Genomic DNA, 18,939 nt, shown 5'->3' on the forward strand with positions numbered 1-18,939 from the left:
TCTTGCCTAAAATACTCCCGCCGGAGGCTTCGACAGCAATCACACGCGCATCGGCATGACAACATAGACGGCACTTGTGTCATTGCCTTCGCGCATAAGCGTCGGATCACCGGCCGAGTTGAACATGAACACGGCGTTTTCGCGGTCTACCTGGCTGGCGATCTCCAAAAGGTATTTGGCATTAAAGCCGATCTCCAGCCGCTCGTCGCCATAGGCCACGGCCAGCTCTTCCTCGGCAGCGCCACTGTCGGGGGCGTTGACGGACAGCACAAGGCGGTCCTCGTCCAGCGCCAGTTTCACGGCGCGCGAGCGTTCAGAACTCACTGTCGCCACGCGGTCAACGGCCTGAGCAAATTCAGAGGCGTCCACCTCCATCTTGCGCGTGTTGCCCTGCGGGATCACGCGGGTGTAATCGGGGAAGGTGCCGTCGATCACCTTGGAGGTCAGGGTGATGTCGGGCGTGGCAAAGCGAACCTTGGTCTCGCTGACCGACACTGCGATTTCCATTTCGTCATCTTCCAGCAGCTTGCGCAACTCGCCCACGGTTTTGCGGGGCACGATTACGCCGGGCATGTCGGCGGCGCCCTCGGGCAGATCGCTGTCGATCCGGGCCAGGCGGTGGCCATCGGTGGCCACGCAACGCAGATGCTTGCCCCCATCGCCATCGGCCACATGCATGTAGACACCGTTGAGGTAATAGCGGGTTTCCTCGGTTGAGATCGCGAATTTGGACTTGTCGAACAGGCGGCGCAGTTCGGGCGCCTTGGCGGAAAAGTTGCTGGCATATTCGGACGAGGCCATCACCGGGAAATCTTCTTTCGGCAAGGTAGCGAGGTTGAAGTTCGAGCGCCCTGCCTCGACCGTCAGACGGCCAGAGGCGCCATCGTCGGTCAGCGTAACCAGCGCGCCATCGGGCAGCTTGCGCACGATTTCGTGCAGGGTCACAGCGCTGACCGTAGTGGCCCCGGGGCGTTCGACCTGAGCAGTGGCCTTATCGACCACTTCGATATCCAGATCGGTGGCGCGGAACTGAACCGTGTCGCCGTCAGCTTCGATCAGAACATTGGCAAGGATCGGAATGGTGTTGCGGCGCTCGACAACCGATTGGGCCTGCGAGACGGCCTTGAGCAACGTGCCGCGTTCGATGCTGATTTTCATGTGCTTTGCTCCGTCTTCCAATGACCCGCCAGAGGCCGGGAGGGGCAAGGTATCACCTTCCCCCTTCGGCTCAAGCGTTTTATTGGTTTTTGACTGGATTTAGCAGGGCGTCAAGCGCCCTCAGCTTTCCAATGTACGGCGCAGGATTTCCAGATCGTCGGCAATCTGCGCGTCCTGGATGCGCAATTCGTCGATCCGCTTAACGCCATGCATCACGGTCGTGTGGTCGCGACCGCCAAAGCGGCGGCCAATCTCGGGCAGGCTGCGGCTGGTCATTTGCTTGCACAGATACATCGCCACCTGACGGGGCCGGGCAAAGTTGCGCACCCGCTTGGGCCCGATCATTTCGGACAGGCGGATATTGTAGTGCTCGGCCACGCGGCGCTGGATCTCTTCGATCGAGATCTTGCGCTCGGAGGCGCGTAGCACGTCGGCCAGACAGTCCTGGGTCAGTTCCAGCGTCACCTCTTGCTTGATCAGCGAGGCAAAGGCGAACAGCCGGGTCAGTGCGCCTTCCAGCACGCGCACATTGGTGCTGATCCGATGGGCGAGGAATTCCAGCACACCATCGGCCATGTCCAGCTCGGGGTATTGTTCCCGGTAGCGCTCCAACTTGGATTGCAGGATGCCAAGGCGCAATTCGTAATCGGTGGGATGCAGATCAACCACCAGCCCGCATTGCAGGCGCGATTTGATCCGCTCTTCGAGGTTCTTGATTTCACCCGGCGCGCGATCGCCCGAGATTATGATTTGCTTGTTTTGATCCACCAACGCGTTGAATGTGTGGAAGAATTCCTCTTGCGTGCTTTCCTTGCCAGCGATGAATTGCACATCATCCACCATCAGCACATCGACCGAGCGGAACATCTGTTTGAAGTCCATCATCTTACGGTCGCGCAGGGCTTGCACAAAGCGGTACATAAATTGTTCGGCCGACAGGTACACAACGTTAAGGTCAGGGCGATTTGATTGAAGCTCCCACGCGATGGCGTGCATCAGGTGGGTTTTCCCGAGGCCGACACCGCCGTAAAGGAACAGCGGATTGAAGGTGACGGCACCACCTTCGGCCACGCGCTTGGCAGCGGCATGGGCCAGTTCGTTCGGCTTGCCCACCACGAAAGTGTCAAAGGTGAAACGCTCATCCAACGGCGCAGCGGGAATAAGAGAATCGTCTTCCAGGCGTGCGGCGGGTTTCGAGGGTTTTTTCTGAGACTCGGTTTTCGGTTTCGGCGTGCTGGCAGCCACTTTGAACTGAAGGCGCTGCACCGTGTCGCTCATCCGGCCAATCTTGTAGAGCAGTTGATCTCCAAACGTCTTGGACACGTAGTCACCAATAAACTTGGTGGGCACCGTAAACTGCGCGATGCCATCACTCACTCCGGCAAACTCTAAAGGCTCAATCCAATTCTTGTAGTTGTTGGATCCAACCGTGCTCAGCAATTCCTGCTTGAGATCGCCCCATTCATCCTTTGTCATTATTTACCTGTTCCGCACCAAAATAGCCTCATCCATCAGATGCTGTTGCAGCACCCTCCAACGTGACTCACCAAGGACGCAAAGGATCAAGCACCAAAAAACTGTCCCGCAAATGCGGGTCGTCTGGCCTTCATCAAACCGTCATGTGCAGCACCTAAATTGGGCCTGTCAAAGGCTATCCCCACGAGCCAATGCTGGCGGCCAATTCCGGTGTGCAACTTGCTGGACATTAGGGTCGGCAGATAGGTTACAGTCGGGTTGCAGGACCCGAATGCCTAAGATTTCTGCTGAACCGCCTGTCCCCCCAAGCGTGAATCGCAGATCGAAACTAGCAAGGCAATCGCGGCCCCGGCAACAGTTCTTATCTCTTGACAGAGCATTTGCGCAAAAAGAATCTGTTGGCCTTCAAAACAAGAGGTCACCGCAAAAAAGGCACCTGTAAAAAGGTGCCTTTTTCAATCAACATCTTAGCAGATTTTTTTAGCCGAGGGCTTTGACCCGCGCGCTGAGGCGCGACATTTTGCGCGCTGCGGTGTTTTTGTGAAGGACACCTTTCGTCACGCCGCGCATCAGTTCGGGTTGGGCCGCGCGAAGGGCCGCGACTGCGGCATCTTTGTCACCCGAGGTGATCGCCTCTTCGACTTTGCGCAGGTGGGTGCGAATCCGCGAACGGCGGGCTTTGTTGACAGCAAAACGGCTTTCGTTCTGACGGGCGCGTTTTTTGGCTTGTGCTGAGTTTGCCATGTGAATCAAACCTTTATCTGGGTCATCTGTTAAAGCTATTGCACGTCAGCAAACCCAAACCGGCAGGGCATCAACCGGGGTGATTCTGGCCAGAGCGGGCCGCACGCGCATGTCTTGCGTTGGCGTATAGACAATCGGCGGGCGTTTGGAAAGGCCAAAAAACACTGTAACCTGTTGAGCGCGCAGAGGAGTTTCCTGACGCCACGTCAGCGGATCATGTAGACCTTCTTGACTGTCTGATGAACAGTGCAGGTTCCTGTCCAGCCCTCTGGGAAAAAGGCGGCGGTGTCGGGTGTGATCTCGATCACCTCGCCGCTTTCATGAACATAGGTACAGCGCCCTTCGATGAAATGACAGAATTCATCCCGGGTGACATGGCAGTTCCACTTGCCGGGCGTACAAACCCAGAGGCCGCATTCGGATTGGCCATCCGGACCTTTGTGAAGCAATTTGCCTGACGTGTGTGACGTACCCTCGATCATCGTGGGCACAGCGCCCCAATCGGCAAGGTCGGTCTGCTCCAGTGGTTTGTGCATTACAGGTGTTGTCATGTCAGAAGTCCGTCCAGAATCCCGGCGGCCTTGGTCGGGCCATGCTGACTTTGCATATGTCTCGACGTCCTGGCCAGTTTCGCCTGCATCGCCGGATCGTTCACACAGGTGTGCAGCGCATTGGCCAACTGCTCATCCGTCCAGTCGTGGCGGTGAAATCCAAATCCGTGCCCGGTTTCGCCGACCCGCGTGGCGTTGTCATGGCCGTCCCAGACATAGGGCATGATGATCGCCGGCTTGCCAAAGTAGAGGCATTCAGTGAACGAATTGTTGCCACCATGATGGATCACTGCATCGACTTGTGGGATCACCGAGGGCTGCGGATACCAGCTGGCGATGTGGCAGTTGTCCGGTACATCGCCGGCGCCATAACTGTCCGTGTAATCCCCCACATTGACCAGAACGCGGTACGGCAACCCGCCCAGCGTCTTCATCAGGCGTTTCAGCAGACCCGTGTCGCCCGCGCCAAGTGAACCGAAGGAGAGATAGATAAGCGGAGCGTTGTTATTCGTCTTGAAGACAGGCAGCTCGTACGGCTCTTCCTCGCGCACACAGCCTTCAAGATACTGGAACCGGTTCGGGTCCAGAGGGTTCTGCCGGTCGTACTTGCAAGCTTCCGGGTAGAGCAGGAAATTCATCGTGGGAGACGCCTCGAAGAACTCGCCAATCTCGTAGGGCGCCTCGTTACAGGTGCCAAGGAAGGCATTGTAATCATCGTGGATCGGTTTGATCACCTCGTTAAATCGATTGCGATAGGCGGCATGACAGGCCGCATCATCCGCGCCGCAACCCGACAGGTGCGGGGGAACTTTCGGGTCAGGAATTTCGGCCTCGGAACACGAGATGATGCGCACCCATGGCACGCCGAATTGCTTGATCGCCGGGAACATGATGACGTTGTCAACGCAAATCATATCGGGTTGGATTTTGTTCAGCACACCGGGCAAGTCCTTTTGCGCCCATTTCGCGCTGTCGACGATGGCCTCCCAGCAATCCTTGACGTAATTGTCGATCTGATCGATCGGCGTCTTATTGAAGTTGGGGATGTGGCCGTTGATGAAATCCTCCCAGAACTTCGCCATTGCCTCGGGTTCCATCGGCTCGGACAGGGCGACGGGATGGGCTTCAAACCCATATCCTTCGTAAACCTCGACAAAGCCGGGGTCAGACAGAAAAACGGCCTTATGGCCCAGCTTCTCGCAGGCCTGCGCAATGCCCACAGAATTAAGCGCCGGGCCAAAGGCGGCTTCTGGGAAGAAGGCGATGGTTTTCCGGGTCATGTGGTGTCTCCCTATTGGGTGCCTGGCGCAAGGGTTCGCAAATCATCCGGCTTGCGCCCGACAAATCGTGACATCCGTGCGATCACGCTACTCCAAAACCGGAAAAACTCAACGGATTCGGGTAACAAGGCTTTGCAGAACGCCTGCGCGGTGCAAAGCTTGTCCGATCAATTGCCGGGGCATTACACCATGAAGATCACGCGCATCAGTCTTTACCAGATCGACCTGCCAATGAAGGAAGGGGCCTATTCCTGGTCGAACCAGAGTTTTGCGGCCTTTGACAGCACGGTGGTTAAAATCGACACAGACGAAGGGGTTTGGGGTGTTGGCGAGATTTGCCCGCTGGGGCCTGCCTATCTGCCAGCTTACGCAGAAGGTGCCCGGACAGGCATCACGGTGATGGCACCGGGGCTGATGGGGGCTGATCCGCGCAATCTGGGGCAGGTCAATGCGTTGATGGATCAGCTTTTGAAGGGCCACCCTTATGTGAAATCGGCGGTGGACATCGCGTGCCATGACATTCTGGGCAAAGCCACGGGGCAACCGGTCTGTGATCTTCTGGGTGGGCGGATGCAGGAGGATGTGCGCCTGTTCAAAGTCATCTCGCGGGCCGAACCCGAAGCGATGGTGGAAAAGTTCCAAGCCTATCAGGAACAGGGGTTTCAACAATTCCAGATGAAAGTAGGCGCGGATGCCGATACCGATATCCGGCGCATTCACATGGTTCTGGATCAACGCGCACCGGGCAACAAAATCGCCGCAGATGCCAATTGCGGCTGGCGGCAGCATGATGCGGTGCGCGTGGCACAGGCCGTGGCCGAGCGGGAATTCTATATCGAGCAGCCGTGCGAAAGTTATGAGGAATGCCGCGTCGTCCGGGATCACTTCCGCCAGCCGATGATTCTGGATGAATGCATGGACAGCCTGCAGCGTGTCATTCAGGGCTATCAGGAACGCGCAATGGACGTGATCAACCTCAAGATCAGCCGCCTGGGTGGGCTTACGAAATCACGGGTGATCCGTGATGTCTGTCTGCAACTGGGCATCATCATGACCATCGAAGACACCTGGGGTGGCGAGATTGGCGATGCGGCAATTGCCCATCTGGCCCATTCGACCCCGCGCGATTTCCACTTCCAATCCTCGGCCTTCCACGAATATGCCACCTACCCGATTGCCGAGGGTGGCCCGGTGATCAAGGACGGCTTCATGCGCGCATCGCACGAACCGGGATTGGGGGTGGAGCCAGATTGGGATCGCTTGGGTCAGCCCGTGGCCGAGCTGACCGCTTAAAGCGTTTTGCTCGAAACCTGACTCAGGGGTTTTGCTCGAAACGCACAGAACCTATCGTTGTTGCGGGCGTTTCGAAATCACCTTGGTCTCAAGTTAATTTCGAAACACTTTCAGCTTACTTGTCGCGGAACTGGGGTTCGCGCTTTTCGATGAAGGCGGCCATGCCCTCTTTCTGATCCTCGGTTGCAAACAGCGCGTTAAAGACGCGGCGCTCGTAGAGCAGACCCTCGGCCAGCGTGGTCTCGTAAGACCGGTTCACCGCCTCTTTGACGACCATGGTGGTGATCATCGACTTCTCGGCGATCTTCTGGGCGCAGGCGTTCGCCTCTTCCATCAGCTTTTTGACGGGCACAACGCGCGACACCAGCCCTGAGCGTTCGGCCTCTTCGGCGTCCATGAAACGCCCGGTCAGGTTCATGTCCATCGCTTTGGATTTGCCCACGAACCGGGTCAGCCGCTGCGAGCCACCCATCCCAGCGACAACGCCAAGGTTGATCTCGGGCTGGCCGAACTTGGCGGTATCCGAACAGATTATGAAATCGCACATCATCGCCAATTCGCACCCACCGCCCAGCGCGTAACCGGACACGGCCGCGATGATCGGCTTGCGGATGCGCATGATCGCATTCGATTCATCGGCGAAGAGATCGCCGCTGAACACGTCGACAAAACTTTGTTCGCTCATCATCTTGATGTCAGCCCCGGCGGCAAATGCCTTTTCCGAACCGGTGATGATGATGCAACGCACCTTGTCATTCTCCTGCGCCTCACCCAGCGCCTGCGCCAACTCAGACAGCAATTGCTGATTGAGGGCGTTCATTGCGTCGGGGCGGTTAAGGGTAATGAGGGCGACGTGGTCTTCTACTTCGACGATGATCGTCTCAAAGGCCATGAAAACTGCTTTCGCTTGTTTCTATCCGAAAGGACTCAATACCATTGTGGCGGCCCGGATCAACCTATCTTTGACAGTTTGGACAATAGAAGGACGACCGGCCCGATTGCACCACCCGCGCAATTGTGTCGGTACAATCCGGGGTGCGGCACGCTTCACCTTCGCGGCCATAAACATCAAAGCGATGCTGGAAATATCCAAGTTCTCCATCGGCTTGCCGGAAATCACGTAAGGATGACCCGCCCGCCTCAATCGCCTCGGACAGGACATCGCGGATGATCGGAACAAGCGCACCGATGCGGGTGGCGGAAATGCGCCCGGCTTTACGCTTGGGTGAAACATGCGCGCGAAACAGCGCCTCGCAGACATAGATGTTGCCCAGCCCTGCAACGATTCGCTGATCCAGCAGCGCGGATTTGATCGGCGTGTTGCGCCCTCTGAGCGCAGTGATCAGGTGCTCCTCGTTAAAGGCGTTGCCGAGCGGTTCGGGCCCGATCTTGGCCAACAGTGGATGGGTCTCGGCCGTGGCGGTCTCCATCAGGTCCATCGCGCCAAAGCGGCGCGGATCGTTAAAGGTAATGCGCGCACCATTGTCCATGTGAAGCACGACATGGTCATGTTTTTCAGGCGCGGGGTGTTCGTGTACGAATTGCCCCAGTGGATCACCCGAAATCAGCATCCGGCCCGACATGCCCAGATGGATCAACAGAGTCTCGCCCGAGCCTAAGTCGGCCAGGATGTATTTGGAGCGACGACGCAGCCTCAGAACGGTCTGCCCGGTCAGCCGGTTGGCCATGTTTTCGGGAAATGGCCAGCGCAGATCGGGGCGGTTCACATCCGCACGCGCAATCACCTGTCCCTCCATTGCGGGGGTCAGGCCACGGCGCACGGTTTCAACCTCGGGCAATTCGGGCATCAGCTTCCCCTCCTGCGGCGAAAGGGGCGCATTGTATCCGCCCCCCAGCGGCCTATAAGAAAGGCGAGAGCGACAAACGGCAAGGCCCATGACCGAGAAAACAACGCATTTTGGATCACAGACGGTCTTCGAATCGGAGAAAGCAGGCAAGGTACGCAGCCTGTTTGGCGATGTGGCGTCGAAATATGACATCATGAACGACGCGATGAGCATGGGCATCCACCGCCTCTGGAAAGACGCGATGATGGATTGGCTGGCGCCGCGCCCGGGGCAGAAACTGCTCGATGTGGCGGGGGGCACCGGTGATATCTCGTTTCGGTTTCTCAAACGTGCCGGATCGGGGCATGCGACTGTTTTGGACCTGACCGAACCCATGCTGGTTGAAGGGCGCAAGCGGGCCGAAGCGGCACAGATGGCCGATAGCCTGGATTGGATTGTTGGCGATGCGATGGCATTGCCGTTCGAAGACAACAGCTTTGACGTCTACACGATCAGCTTTGGTATCCGGAATGTCACCCGCCCCCAAGAAGCGCTGAACGAAGCGTTTCGTGTGTTGCGGCCCGGTGGCCGGCTGATGGTGCTGGAGTTCAGCCAGATTCCCAATGACCTGATGCAAAAGGTCTACGACCTCTACAGCTTCAACATCATTCCCCAGCTGGGGCAGGTGATTGCCGGGGATCGTGACAGCTATCAGTACCTTGTTGAATCCATTCGGAACTTCCCGGATCAGGAGACTTTCCTTGGAATGGTGAAAGCGGCCGGATTCGAGAACGCCAAGTACCGCAATCTCAGCATGGGCATCGCCTGTCTGCATTCGGGCTGGAAACTCTAACCCATGCGCGGTCCGCATAACATTCTGCGCCTGATCCGCACAGGCGCCACGCTGGAACGCACGGGTGCCATGGGGTTGATCATGGATGCCATGGACGCCCCGCCGCAGGTGCGTGCGGCGATGCGGTTTCTGGCTTGGCCTTTTCAATGGCTGGGCGCGCGCGGTGACAAAACCAAACCCCCGGCGGTGCGCGCGCTTCAGGCGCTGGGGCCTGCCTATATCAAGTTCGGTCAAATCCTGTCGACACGGCCTGATCTGGTGGGATCTGAACTGGCCACGCAGCTACGCGTTTTGCAAGACAAACTGCCGCCGTTTGATACCGAGGTGGCCAAAGAGGCCGTTGCCCAAGAGTTGGGCCAGCCTGTCGAGAACATGTTCGACGATTTCAGCCCGCCAGTGGCCGCCGCTTCGATAGCGCAAGTCCACAAGGCGCAGCTGCGCAGTACGGGTGAGGCGGTTGCGGTCAAGGTTCTCCGCCCGGGAATCGAGAAAGCGTTCCGCAAGGATATCGACGCCTTCTACTTTGTCGCGAAGATGATCGAGTTTCTCTCGCCGTCCTCTCGCCGCCTGCGCCCCACAGATGTGATCGCGCATTTTGAAGGCGTGGTGATGGGTGAATTGGACCTGCGGCTTGAGGCGTCATCCGCCAGCGAGTTTGCCGCCAACATAGATGGCGATAGTGGTTTCCAACTGCCCGACATCCACTGGCCTCTATCCAGCCGCCGTGTACTGACCATGGGATGGGCGGACGGCGTGCCAATGGGGGACAATGACGCGCTTGATGCGGCAGGTCACGACCGGGTGTTGCTAGGTGAGCGGGTCTTGCAACTGTTCCTCAGCCACGCGCTGCGCGACGGGTTCTTCCACGCAGATATGCATCAGGGCAACCTCAAGGTCGCGGCGAACGGGGATATCATCGCCTATGATTTTGGCATCATGGGCCATATCGATGAATATACCCGCCGGGTCTATGCCGAGATCCTCTATGGCTTCATCCGACGTGATTACCGGCGTGTGGCCGAGGTGCATTTCGAGGCCGGATATGTGCCCGCCGACCGTGATGTCGATGAATTTGCCCGCGCGCTCAGGGCGGTGGGTGAGCCGATTTTCGGAATGGATGCCAGCAAGATCAGTATGGGCAGCCTGCTGAGCTATCTGTTCGAGGTGACCGAGCGGTTCGGCATGGAAACCCGGACTGAACTGATCCTGTTGCAGCGCACGATGGTGGTGGTCGAGGGTGTCGCGCGCTCGCTCAGTCCGGATATCAACATCTGGACCGTCGCCAAACCTGTGGTCGAAAGCTATATCAAGCAAAGCATCGGCCCCGCCGCCGCTCTGCGCGATCTGGGCAAGACACTGACAGTACTGGGCCGGTATGGGCCGCGCCTGCCGGGATTGGTGGAAGCAGCGCTGATCCGGCAATCCGCTCCGCCTGAGCCGCCACGCTCTAACAGTGCTAAGTCGGCGGCCTTATGGGTTGGGCTTGGTTTGGTATTGGGAAGCGGTATCTTTGCCCTTGTCCAGATGGCAATCTAATTGCTGTAACCGCCTGCAATCGTAGCCAATTTGTAACAGCATGCGGGAAGTCGCAGATTGGCGGAACACAACGTTGTCGTAAAGCTATGAGTTGGATAAACTCTGATCAGATTTCAGACTGGTTTGAGGGCTATGCGCGTGATCGATAAGACAACCAAAATCGCGACGATTGCCCTCGCCCTGACATGGCCGGTTGCGGCCACCCCTGAAAACCTGGTGACCAAGCAGACTTCCACTTACGGGACACCGGGTGGCCTGATTGACCTGCCCACCGCCGAAATGGCCCCAGATGGTCAGCTGTCCACCACGATCGCCTACTATGAAGGCGCCAGCAAAACCACGCTGACCTTTCAGTTGCTGCCGCGACTGACCGGTAGTTTCCGCTACTCTGGCACAGATGACCTGACGCCGCAGTTTTCAACCTTTTATGATCGCAGCTTCGATCTTCGGTTCCGCCTGTTTAACGAAACAACCTACACCCCAGCTGTCGCCATCGGGTTGCAGGATTTCATCGGTACAGGCGTTCTGGGTGGCGAGTATATCGTCGCGACCAAATCCATCGGTGATCGTCTGCGGGTGACCGGCGGGGTCGGGTGGGGCCGGTTTGGCAGCTATAACAGCTTTGGTTCGACCGGTACGCGCCCCGGTTTTGATCCTATGTCAACGGGGGGTGACTTTTCCACCGATGACTGGTTCCGGGGAGATTACTCCTTCTTTGGCGGGGCTAGCTATGACCTTACCGAAAGGCTGAGCTTTGCGGCAGAGTATTCTTCAGATGCTTACGATCAGGAAGTGGCCGCCGGTATTTTTGAGCGCAAGACGCCGTGGAATTTCGGACTGACCTACAAAGCCCGCGAGGATGTCTTTATCAGTGCCTATGCGCTGCATGGCAGTGAATTCGGCGCCCGGGTGAACCTGACGCTGAATCCCAAGATAGCTGCGGCACCTGGTGGAACGGAATTGGCCCCGGTGCCTGTTGCCGTACGTCCCGCCGCGTCAGCCCGTGATCTGGGCTGGACGATGGACTCGCAAAACACTGTCGAGATCACCAATGCCGTCAATCGACGGCTGGACAAAGAAGGGCTGGATCTGGACGGCGTGCAGCTGAGCGGCACGACAGCACATATCCGCATTCGAAACACGACCTATGATGCGCGCTCTCAGGCCTTGGGGCGCAGCCTGCGTGTTCTCAGCCGGACCTTGCCTGACTCGATTGAAACGATGAGGGTGACTTTGGTAAGTCAGGGGATGCCTGCCAGCACAATCACCTTCAACCGTAGTGATCTGGAGCAGCTTGAAAATGCGCCGGCCTCAGAAGCCTTGGCCGCGGCAACGTTCAGCGATCCGCTAAGCTTTTCGGATTATCCTGACCCACTTCCCGGCCTCTATCCAATCTTCAACTGGTCCCTTGGTCCTTATCTGCGAACCAGCTTCTTTGATCCCGATAACCCGGTGCGCGCCGATATCGGTGTGCGGGCCAAGGCGGATGTGGATTTTGGACGTGGTTGGATAGCATCAGGGTCGGTATCGGCCAAGGTCGCGGGCAACCTGGATAATATCACCCGCACCAGTAATTCGATAATCCCGCATGTACGTTCAAACGTGGCGCAGTTTCTGAAGGAAGAAGATCCGGTCATTGATCGTCTGACTTTGGCCAAGTATTTCCGCCCGGCCGAGAATATCTATGGGCGGGTGACTGTTGGGTACCTCGAAAGCATGTATGCCGGCGCCTCGGGCGAATTGTTGTGGAAACCGGTCGACAGCCGTCTGGCCATTGGTATTGAAGCCAACTACGTCGAACCGAGGGATTTTGATCAGTTGTTTGGCCTGCGGTCCCGCACCACGCCGGGCGGTGTGATCCCGCGTGCCAGTGGACATATCTCGGCCTACTACGATCTTGGCAATGGCTTTCATACCCAGTTGGATGTCGGACGGTACCTGGCCGGTGACTGGGGCGCCACGATTGCGCTTGATCGCGAATTTGCCAATGGCTGGAAGGTCGGCGCCTTCATGACGAAGACCGATGTTTCGTCGACCCAGTTCGGGGAAGGTTCGTTCGACAAGGGCATCCGCCTGACTGTGCCGTTGTCCTGGGCATTGGGCAAGCCAACGCAAAAGTCCGCCAGTATGACATTGCGCCCCCTGACCCGCGATGGCGGCGCGCGTTTGGAAGTGGAGGGACGTCTTTACGAGACGATACGCAGTTCCCATCAGCCGGAAATTGCCAAAAGCTGGGGGAAATTCTGGAGATGAGCGTGAAATCCTTACCTCTCACAATGGCTCTGATTGCCGGGCTTGGCCTGGCGGGCTGTTCCAGCGGACGTTCTGACGTGACATCGCTGACTGTCGCCAAGGCGCTTGTCGCGCCAAAGGCAGCGCCCGCGGTGCAGGACCCTCAACAGGTCGCGGCCTCGGTGGCCGAAGCCTTGAATGTTCTGGATGGGCCACTGGCGCTGGCCACGTTCGAGAAGACAAAGAACAATGTGGTTTTGCGGCAGATCGAAACCAACGGTAGTTACCGCACCTGGACCAGTTGGGGCAGCGGCGAGCGGCGCAGTATCACCACCCTGAACGGCACGATCACGGCCACGCGCGGCTTGCGCAATGATCTGATGTCATCGGATGTCGGTCAGTCGCTTTCTTTGATCTCGGCCCGTCAGTCGGGAACCGCCAATCGCGTGCAGCGCTATCTGGACGGTGAGAATCTTATCGTCGCCGTGCAGGCCACTTGTACCATCACGCGCGGAGAAACAACCCGGGTTCAGGTGGGTGAAATTGATCGTATGGCCGTTCAGATGATCGAGCGCTGCCAGACAGGTGGTGGCGTGAACTTCAGCAATATCTATAGCGTAGATAGTTCCGGCAGGGTGTTGCAATCTGTTCAATGGCTCAATGATTTCTACGGAGTGACAGTGGTGCAGCAACTGCGCTGAGACAATCTGTAGTTGCGTCTGCTTTTTTCCGACAGCGGGATTGCCCACAAAAAGAAAAAAGCCCGATCAAAAGATCGGGCTTCTCTAATTCCACGATTGTCTGCCCGTCTGACCGCACAAACCGACGGTCAAAGCAAACTACGGCGTTCCTATCGTTGTGAGACTGATGCGGCTGTCGTGCCAGAGCTGTCGCTGTCAGCCAATGCCAAACCGATCAGAGCTGCGGCTGCAACACCTGCGATCACCAGTCCAGCACCACCACCCAAGCTGCCAGCGCTGCTGCCAACGGGAACTACGGGTTCGATATAGGGATCATCCTCAGCAGCAACAGGCGAACCGGCCATGGCCGAAGTTGCGGACGTGACTGCCAGCGCAGCTACTGCTGCAAGTGTCGTGAACTTTTTCATAAACATTCTCCAAACCAGTGTTCTGAGATTCGTAATAATCTCACCAAAGACCCATCACAACGATGATTGCACAAGCTACACCGCTTTTAAACCCGGTTTTGTCTTGCCCAGTTCAATCGGCGAGCATTCGCGCAATTTTGCCACACATGTGTTAATGCTCTGTTCTAAAACCATTTTTTAAATTCTTGTATTTCATTGCCCTCTTCGGCGGTCATCCGACTTGCTGCAAAGCAGCATATTTTCTTTTCAATACTTTGAACTAATCGATACCAAGGCCATTTCCCAAGTGCTTATCCAGCCAGCGCTCAGATGACGAATTGAGCGATCCTGGGACGAGGTTGAAGCGACGAATCAAGCTCTCTGCTCCAAAACGATCAAAGGCTTGATCAATCAGACGGCTCGCGCAATCCGAGAATCTGGCCGGCACCGACCTCCTGGCCTCCTTCCAACACCAGAACCGGCTGCCCGTTGTCATTTCGCGCTTCGACAATTCGGCCATGAACCTCAACCGGATTGGCCGCGATCAATTCGCCTTGAGAAAACGATTCAGTGGTGATGATGTAGGTGCCCGCCGGAAGCGGATCCCCAAAACTGTCAGTCCCGGTCCAGACATAGTCGCTATCCTCCACTGGCACATCCAGACGTTGAATCTCGTTTCCTTGTGCGTTGCGAACAACCAGCTGTGCAGAATCGGCAAGATCGCTGTTTCGCAACGTCACTGTTACGGGGTCATCGACGAATTCAACGGCCATCTCGACACGAGCGTCCATCCCCACCCATCCCGAGAGTTGTGCCACGCTAAGCGCGCCGATCTGGTTGCCAAGATCGGCCAGCAAGACATTGGTCTGGACTTGCTGCTCGACGGTCGAGAAGGTCGCGAGCTGCACGGCGAAATCTGCCGATTCGATGGGGTTAAGAGGATCCTGATTCTGCATTTGTACGGTCAGCATTTTGATGAAGGTTTCAAAATCCGAGCTGAGGGCGGACCCGTTTTGGGACACGCCAGGGCTTGCGTCAGAAGCAGCTGTACTTGATTGAAAACTAGGTGCAATTTCCATGATATCTTCCTTTCAAATGCGTATGTCGACACGGTCGGAAACATGCATTGCCGGGGTCGCAGTTCCGATATCATCGGTAGCGTGTTGCGTATCACTTTCCGCATCGGACCGTTGAGCGCGGTGTCCGTCATCTGCGGTGTCGAACGCCCCGCCACCCTCGCCCGATCCTTGTTGCGCGAACGAGAACTCGGCCTTGCCATAACCGATGGCGCGGAAATCATTGGCCAGAAGATCGACATGACGGCGCATCAGGTCGAGTGTCTCTGGGCGATCTGCGAACACATGCACGATCACCGATCCATCCACGGTCTGAACACTCATCTTCACGCGCCCCAGTTCGGCGGGGTTGAGATGCAGTTCTACCGGACGCGATCCACCGCGCTGAAGGGCTTCGGACATTTGTGCCGAGATATGGCGAGGCAGATCGGCACGTGCGAGGGGTCCATCAGGTGAAGTGCGGAGTAAGGAGGTCGGATCAGAGCTTCCGCGAAGATCCGGAACTGCATCCGCATACAGGGCGAATGACTGACGCGAAATCACGTCGAATGTCTCGGGCAAGGCTTTTACCGGCAAGGCCATGGTAGGCTGCGCGCCTGCTGTGACTGTTTGTCGGTTCGCTGGGTGGATAACAGTCGGGGCCGGGGTCTCGGTTTTGCCCCGCACAGTCCTCCCATCATCCCTGCGACCTGCGGCATGCGGGGTCAAGGATGCTGTCTGCACGATGGGCTGAGGTTGTCGAAGTTGGCCGTGCCCGGCTGGTAAGTCTGCCGTTTGCGCTTTGACCGGATCCGGCGCTGGTGTCGCTTCGGGCGCTCCGATGATCAGCGATCGGGGAGAATTGGCGGCGGATGCCCCAGGTGTGTCAGGCCCGGTTGGGATATGTGCGGAAGCGGGCTTTTCCGCACTGTCTGAAACGGCGTTATGCATCAGAGGCATTGGTGCCCCCCGTGTTCGTGCGACAAATCCGACGCCGGCCTGTGTTGGGTCAGCAGCGGGCACTGACGTGATGGAAAAGTGTTCAACGGCTTGAACGTTTCTATTTGGTGTGGCGTCCACCGGTGAAAGGGCCGCCATACCTTCAACTCCTGTCCGATGAACCGCAGTTGGCGTGATCGTTGCGAGGTCCCGAGTGGTCACGACACGCGGGTTGACCTTGCCGATCCGCCCGTCTTCCAGCGTCGCGCTAGGTGTTTGCGGTCCGGTCGTCAGTCGTGAGCGGTTTTCTGTTGCGGTATCCGGCGTCAACTCCTCGAGAGGTCGGTTCGCGTCAGGAATGGCCAGTCCGGGCACTGCTGGGCGGGCGCTTTGCCCCGGAGAATTCGTGGGCATGTCAGTGCGCGCGCGGCCCGCCGCGTATGGAGATGTTATGGGCGCGGAGACCGGAGCATCTGACATTTCGGGAGACGCCCCCTGCTCTGAAAACGCGCCCAGACCCACGTCTTCTGCGAGAGTATCGGCATCGGGTGTCACAGAATCCTGTTCAATTGACGGCTCGGGGTCAGAAACAACTGCTTCCGGAGTTTCATCATGGTCCGCATCCGGTGCTGTATCGGTGAGAACCTCGAGAAATGTGGCCAATTTAGCTCGCGTCTCGGTTGTTTCGGTGTCTTCAGAGCGACCGGCCCTGTTCTCTGCCTCGCCAGATTGAAGACCAATGATCTGGCCAATTTGGAATTGCAGCATGTCTGCCTCCGGGAATTCTTCCGTTTGGACGACAATCCCAGATTTTGGTTACCGCATCTTTACCGCTCTGAGGTCAAATGACACGTAGTCCCAGCAATTCGAGGTATTCCCGTGACAGATTATTTACCTATTCAGCCTCCGCCCGGTGGCACCGCGCGGATGGTCCCACACGAAACCGTCCGCGAGGTGGCAGAAAAACTTGAGGCCACCTTTCTGTCCGAAATGCTGAAATCCGCAGGGTTAGGTGCGCAAAGCCATGAGTTTGGTGGCGGAGTTGGTGAGGATCAGTTCGCCTCGTTTCAGCGTGACGCCCTGGCCAGCGAGATGGTCAAGCGCGGCGGTGTCGGGCTGGCCGAGGTGTTTTACAATGCATTGGTGGAGAAAATAGATGACTGACACGACCCCCCAGGAGTTGATTGACGATCTGGACAGTCTGCTGGATCAGGAGCGATTGGCATTGCTGAGTGGTGACCTTGAGCAGGTCGCCCAGATAGCGCTGCAAAAAGAGAGCCTGATTGATGCGTTGAATGCGGTTGCCCCGACCAGTCAGGAGCAGCTGAAAGACCTGCAAGCCAAGGTGGCGCGCAATCAGGTTCTGCTGGACGGTGCCTTGCAAGGCATTCGAAAGGTCGCAACCCGCTTGGCCGCGCTGCGCAGAATTCGCCGATCGCTGGAAACCTATGATGCCCAAGGGCAGAAGCACACCATTCAGGGCGAGGTTGAGCACCGTATGGAAAAACGAGCCTGACCAGATTTGTTTCAAATACCAAGCACATGAGGGAGAACATTTAGCACTCCATTAGCACTTGCACGAGCATGTTAAGCGGGCATCCGGATCGGGTGGCACAGCAGGGTTCAGGCCCGCTGTACTCGTTAGAACAACAGCTTAGGCCGTCCTTACGGGGCGGGATGTGCAAACAGGCGCAAAAGCGCCGTAAGCTAAAGGAAAATGCTATGTCCAGCATTCTGACAAACACCAGCGCAATGGTGGCGCTGCAAACCCTGAAATCGGTCAACATGAACCTGGCCGACACGCAGACCATGATCTCAACCGGTAAAAAAGTGGCCTCGGCCAAGGATAACTCGGCGATCTGGGCGATTTCAAAAGTGATGGAATCGGACTCCAACGGCTTCAAGGCCATTTCGGACAGTCTTTCATTGGGCCAATCAACGGTTGCCGTGGCCCGTCAGGCGTCTGATGCCATTACCGACCTGCTGACCGATATGAAGGGCAAGATCGTCGCCGCGCAGGAAGACAACGTTGATCGGACTAAGATCAATGACGATGTCACAGCCCTGAAAAACCAGATCAATTCGATCATCTCGGCAGCGCAGTTCAACGGCCTCAACCTGATCGATGGCAGCACGCCATCCGCAAGCATCCTGTCGTCTCTGGATCGCGACGCGTCGGGCAACGTATCGGCCGCGTCGATTACTGTCGCGGGGCAAGACCTTTCGTCGGGTGGATATGTCGCCAAGGCGGCGTTCACCGGTTCGGATGGACTGGCCGTGGATGACGACGATGCCTTCGGGTTCGCGCTTGATGCCACAGGTGGTACGGACGTGGCCGGAACTGTGGTCATCGTTGATCCGACGTATGTCGCAGGCGACAAGATCTCGATGACTTTGGGTGATACCGAAGTATCCTACACCGTGACGGCTGCGGATGTGGCCAGTACATCGGTCGAGGACATCATCGCCGTCGGTCTGAAATCTGCGATTGAGGCAAGCGGTGCTGACGTCACCGTGGATTACAATATCGCGAATGCGGGCACCCTTGTGATCACCAATACAGGCTCTGACTCCTTATTTGTCTCGGGGCAGTTCTCAAACGCCGGATCGGGTGGTCTGGGCGCCATGACCGGAATTGATGTATCGTCAAGCGCTGGGGCAACCGCTGCGCTGGGTACGATCGAAACGCTGATCAACACCGCGATCGACGCCACGGCTGCGTTTGGCTCGGCCGAAGGGCGGATTGAGACACAGGCGACCTTCATCTCGAACCTGACGGATTCGTTCACCGCGGGTATCGGTGCTCTGGTTGATGCCAACATGGAAGAGGCTTCGGCCCGCTTGCAGGCGCTTCAGGTGCAGCAGCAGCTGGCCGTGCAATCCTTGTCGATTGCCAACCAGTCGCCGCAAACCATCCTGTCGTTGTTCAGAGGCTAACAACACTGGTC

General features: G+C 57.4%; 18 protein-coding genes. 8 read left to right on the plus strand and 10 right to left on the minus strand.

Annotated elements, in window-relative coordinates; translation table 11 throughout:
• Positions 1-39: 39 nt before the first annotated feature.
• From dnaN to V6N02_RS07850, 5 genes are all read right to left on the minus strand, one after another.
• A complete protein-coding gene (dnaN, locus tag V6N02_RS07830) occupies positions 40-1,158 on the minus strand; it encodes a DNA polymerase III subunit beta (RefSeq protein WP_371224970.1) in 1,119 nt (372 codons plus the stop codon).
• A gap of 120 nt (positions 1,159-1,278) precedes the next feature.
• On the minus strand, positions 1,279-2,634 hold the full coding sequence (gene dnaA / locus V6N02_RS07835; RefSeq protein ID WP_371224971.1) for a chromosomal replication initiator protein DnaA: 1,356 nt from the start codon (positions 2,632-2,634) through the stop codon (positions 1,279-1,281).
• Between the two features lie 480 nt (positions 2,635-3,114).
• The gene (rpsT, locus tag V6N02_RS07840) at positions 3,115-3,378 is read right to left on the minus strand and encodes a 30S ribosomal protein S20 (RefSeq protein WP_371224972.1); all 264 of its coding nucleotides are present in this window, start codon (positions 3,376-3,378) and stop codon (positions 3,115-3,117) included.
• A gap of 206 nt (positions 3,379-3,584) precedes the next feature.
• Positions 3,585-3,929: a cupin domain-containing protein gene (locus V6N02_RS07845; RefSeq protein WP_371224973.1), complete on the minus strand. Its 345-nt coding sequence runs from the start codon at positions 3,927-3,929 to the stop codon at positions 3,585-3,587.
• Complete coding sequence (locus V6N02_RS07850; RefSeq protein ID WP_371224974.1) at positions 3,926-5,209, minus strand: nucleotide disphospho-sugar-binding domain-containing protein; 1,284 nt, start codon at positions 5,207-5,209, stop codon at positions 3,926-3,928. Before V6N02_RS07850 ends, V6N02_RS07845 begins: the two co-directional genes overlap by 4 nt.
• 132 nt (positions 5,210-5,341) lie before the next feature.
• Here V6N02_RS07850 and V6N02_RS07855 point away from each other — a divergent pair, with 132 nt between their 5' ends.
• Positions 5,342-6,502 carry a cis-3-hydroxy-L-proline dehydratase gene (locus V6N02_RS07855; RefSeq protein WP_371224975.1) on the plus strand — a complete coding sequence of 387 codons (1,161 nt, stop codon included), beginning with the start codon at positions 5,342-5,344 and terminating at the stop codon, positions 6,500-6,502.
• 115 nt (positions 6,503-6,617) lie between these two features.
• On the opposite strand, the gene V6N02_RS07860 is transcribed toward V6N02_RS07855, so the two are convergent.
• Complete coding sequence (locus V6N02_RS07860) at positions 6,618-7,394, minus strand: enoyl-CoA hydratase (protein ID WP_371224976.1); 777 nt, start codon at positions 7,392-7,394, stop codon at positions 6,618-6,620.
• Positions 7,395-7,458: 64 nt separating this feature from the next.
• Positions 7,459-8,310: a bifunctional DNA-formamidopyrimidine glycosylase/DNA-(apurinic or apyrimidinic site) lyase gene (mutM, locus tag V6N02_RS07865; RefSeq protein ID WP_371224977.1), complete on the minus strand. Its 852-nt coding sequence runs from the start codon at positions 8,308-8,310 to the stop codon at positions 7,459-7,461.
• Positions 8,311-8,398: 88 nt separating this feature from the next.
• Here mutM and ubiE point away from each other — a divergent pair, with 88 nt between their 5' ends.
• The 4 genes from ubiE (at position 8,399) to V6N02_RS07885 (ending at position 13,611) form a co-directional block, all read left to right on the plus strand.
• Positions 8,399-9,142 carry a bifunctional demethylmenaquinone methyltransferase/2-methoxy-6-polyprenyl-1,4-benzoquinol methylase UbiE gene (gene ubiE / locus V6N02_RS07870; protein ID WP_371224978.1) on the plus strand — a complete coding sequence of 248 codons (744 nt, stop codon included), beginning with the start codon at positions 8,399-8,401 and terminating at the stop codon, positions 9,140-9,142.
• A gap of 3 nt (positions 9,143-9,145) precedes the next feature.
• Positions 9,146-10,678 carry a 2-polyprenylphenol 6-hydroxylase gene (ubiB, locus tag V6N02_RS07875; protein WP_371224979.1) on the plus strand — a complete coding sequence of 511 codons (1,533 nt, stop codon included), beginning with the start codon at positions 9,146-9,148 and terminating at the stop codon, positions 10,676-10,678.
• A 138-nt stretch (positions 10,679-10,816) separates the two neighbouring features.
• The gene (locus V6N02_RS07880; RefSeq protein ID WP_371224980.1) at positions 10,817-12,931 is read left to right on the plus strand and encodes a YjbH domain-containing protein; all 2,115 of its coding nucleotides are present in this window, start codon (positions 10,817-10,819) and stop codon (positions 12,929-12,931) included.
• A complete protein-coding gene (locus V6N02_RS07885) occupies positions 12,928-13,611 on the plus strand; it encodes a YjbF family lipoprotein (protein ID WP_371224981.1) in 684 nt (227 codons plus the stop codon). Before V6N02_RS07880 ends, V6N02_RS07885 begins: the two co-directional genes overlap by 4 nt.
• Before the next feature lie 149 nt (positions 13,612-13,760).
• On the opposite strand, the gene V6N02_RS07890 is transcribed toward V6N02_RS07885, so the two are convergent.
• The 3 genes from V6N02_RS07890 to fliK form a co-directional block, all read right to left on the minus strand.
• Positions 13,761-14,018, minus strand: coding sequence for a hypothetical protein (locus tag V6N02_RS07890; protein WP_371224982.1), 258 nt, complete (start codon positions 14,016-14,018; stop codon positions 13,761-13,763).
• Positions 14,019-14,404: 386 nt separating this feature from the next.
• Positions 14,405-15,076: a flagellar hook capping FlgD N-terminal domain-containing protein gene (locus V6N02_RS07895; RefSeq protein ID WP_371224983.1), complete on the minus strand. Its 672-nt coding sequence runs from the start codon at positions 15,074-15,076 to the stop codon at positions 14,405-14,407.
• A gap of 12 nt (positions 15,077-15,088) precedes the next feature.
• Positions 15,089-15,475 (minus strand): flagellar hook-length control protein FliK, encoded by a 387-nt coding sequence (fliK, locus tag V6N02_RS07900; protein WP_371224984.1) that lies wholly within the window; start codon positions 15,473-15,475, stop codon positions 15,089-15,091.
• Positions 15,476-16,918: 1,443 nt separating this feature from the next.
• Between fliK and V6N02_RS07905 the strand changes: the two genes are divergently transcribed.
• The 3 genes from V6N02_RS07905 (at position 16,919) to V6N02_RS07915 (ending at position 18,928) form a co-directional block, all read left to right on the plus strand.
• Positions 16,919-17,155 (plus strand): rod-binding protein, encoded by a 237-nt coding sequence (locus V6N02_RS07905; protein ID WP_371225276.1) that lies wholly within the window; start codon positions 16,919-16,921, stop codon positions 17,153-17,155.
• Positions 17,148-17,507, plus strand: coding sequence for a flagellar protein FlgN (locus V6N02_RS07910; RefSeq protein WP_371224985.1), 360 nt, complete (start codon positions 17,148-17,150; stop codon positions 17,505-17,507). Before V6N02_RS07905 ends, V6N02_RS07910 begins: the two co-directional genes overlap by 8 nt.
• Before the next feature lie 206 nt (positions 17,508-17,713).
• The gene (locus V6N02_RS07915) at positions 17,714-18,928 is read left to right on the plus strand and encodes a flagellin N-terminal helical domain-containing protein (RefSeq protein ID WP_371224986.1); all 1,215 of its coding nucleotides are present in this window, start codon (positions 17,714-17,716) and stop codon (positions 18,926-18,928) included.
• The last annotated feature ends 11 nt before the right edge of the window (positions 18,929-18,939 follow it).

Origin of the sequence: Roseovarius conchicola (genome assembly GCF_041403425.1) — a bacterium.
In the GTDB taxonomy this organism is placed as follows: Bacteria; Pseudomonadota; Alphaproteobacteria; order Rhodobacterales; family Rhodobacteraceae; genus Roseovarius; species Roseovarius conchicola.

Coding starts and splice junctions, on each gene's coding strand:
- ubiB (WP_371224979.1), top strand. CDS start 9,146: ATGCGCGGTCCGCATAACATTCTGCGCCTGATCCGCACAGGCGCCACG.
- dnaN (WP_371224970.1), bottom strand. CDS start 1,158: ATGAAAATCAGCATCGAACGCGGCACGTTGCTCAAGGCCGTCTCGCAG.
- V6N02_RS07885 (WP_371224981.1), top strand. CDS start 12,928: ATGAGCGTGAAATCCTTACCTCTCACAATGGCTCTGATTGCCGGGCTT.
- ubiE (WP_371224978.1), top strand. CDS start 8,399: ATGACCGAGAAAACAACGCATTTTGGATCACAGACGGTCTTCGAATCG.
- V6N02_RS07910 (WP_371224985.1), top strand. CDS start 17,148: ATGACTGACACGACCCCCCAGGAGTTGATTGACGATCTGGACAGTCTG.
- V6N02_RS07860 (WP_371224976.1), bottom strand. CDS start 7,394: ATGGCCTTTGAGACGATCATCGTCGAAGTAGAAGACCACGTCGCCCTC.
- rpsT (WP_371224972.1), bottom strand. CDS start 3,378: ATGGCAAACTCAGCACAAGCCAAAAAACGCGCCCGTCAGAACGAAAGC.
- V6N02_RS07895 (WP_371224983.1), bottom strand. CDS start 15,076: ATGGAAATTGCACCTAGTTTTCAATCAAGTACAGCTGCTTCTGACGCA.
- fliK (WP_371224984.1), bottom strand. CDS start 15,475: ATGTCCGAAGCCCTTCAGCGCGGTGGATCGCGTCCGGTAGAACTGCAT.
- V6N02_RS07890 (WP_371224982.1), bottom strand. CDS start 14,018: ATGAAAAAGTTCACGACACTTGCAGCAGTAGCTGCGCTGGCAGTCACG.
- V6N02_RS07915 (WP_371224986.1), top strand. CDS start 17,714: ATGTCCAGCATTCTGACAAACACCAGCGCAATGGTGGCGCTGCAAACC.
- V6N02_RS07905 (WP_371225276.1), top strand. CDS start 16,919: ATGGTCCCACACGAAACCGTCCGCGAGGTGGCAGAAAAACTTGAGGCC.
- dnaA (WP_371224971.1), bottom strand. CDS start 2,634: ATGACAAAGGATGAATGGGGCGATCTCAAGCAGGAATTGCTGAGCACG.
- V6N02_RS07850 (WP_371224974.1), bottom strand. CDS start 5,209: ATGACCCGGAAAACCATCGCCTTCTTCCCAGAAGCCGCCTTTGGCCCG.
- mutM (WP_371224977.1), bottom strand. CDS start 8,310: ATGCCCGAATTGCCCGAGGTTGAAACCGTGCGCCGTGGCCTGACCCCC.
- V6N02_RS07845 (WP_371224973.1), bottom strand. CDS start 3,929: ATGACAACACCTGTAATGCACAAACCACTGGAGCAGACCGACCTTGCC.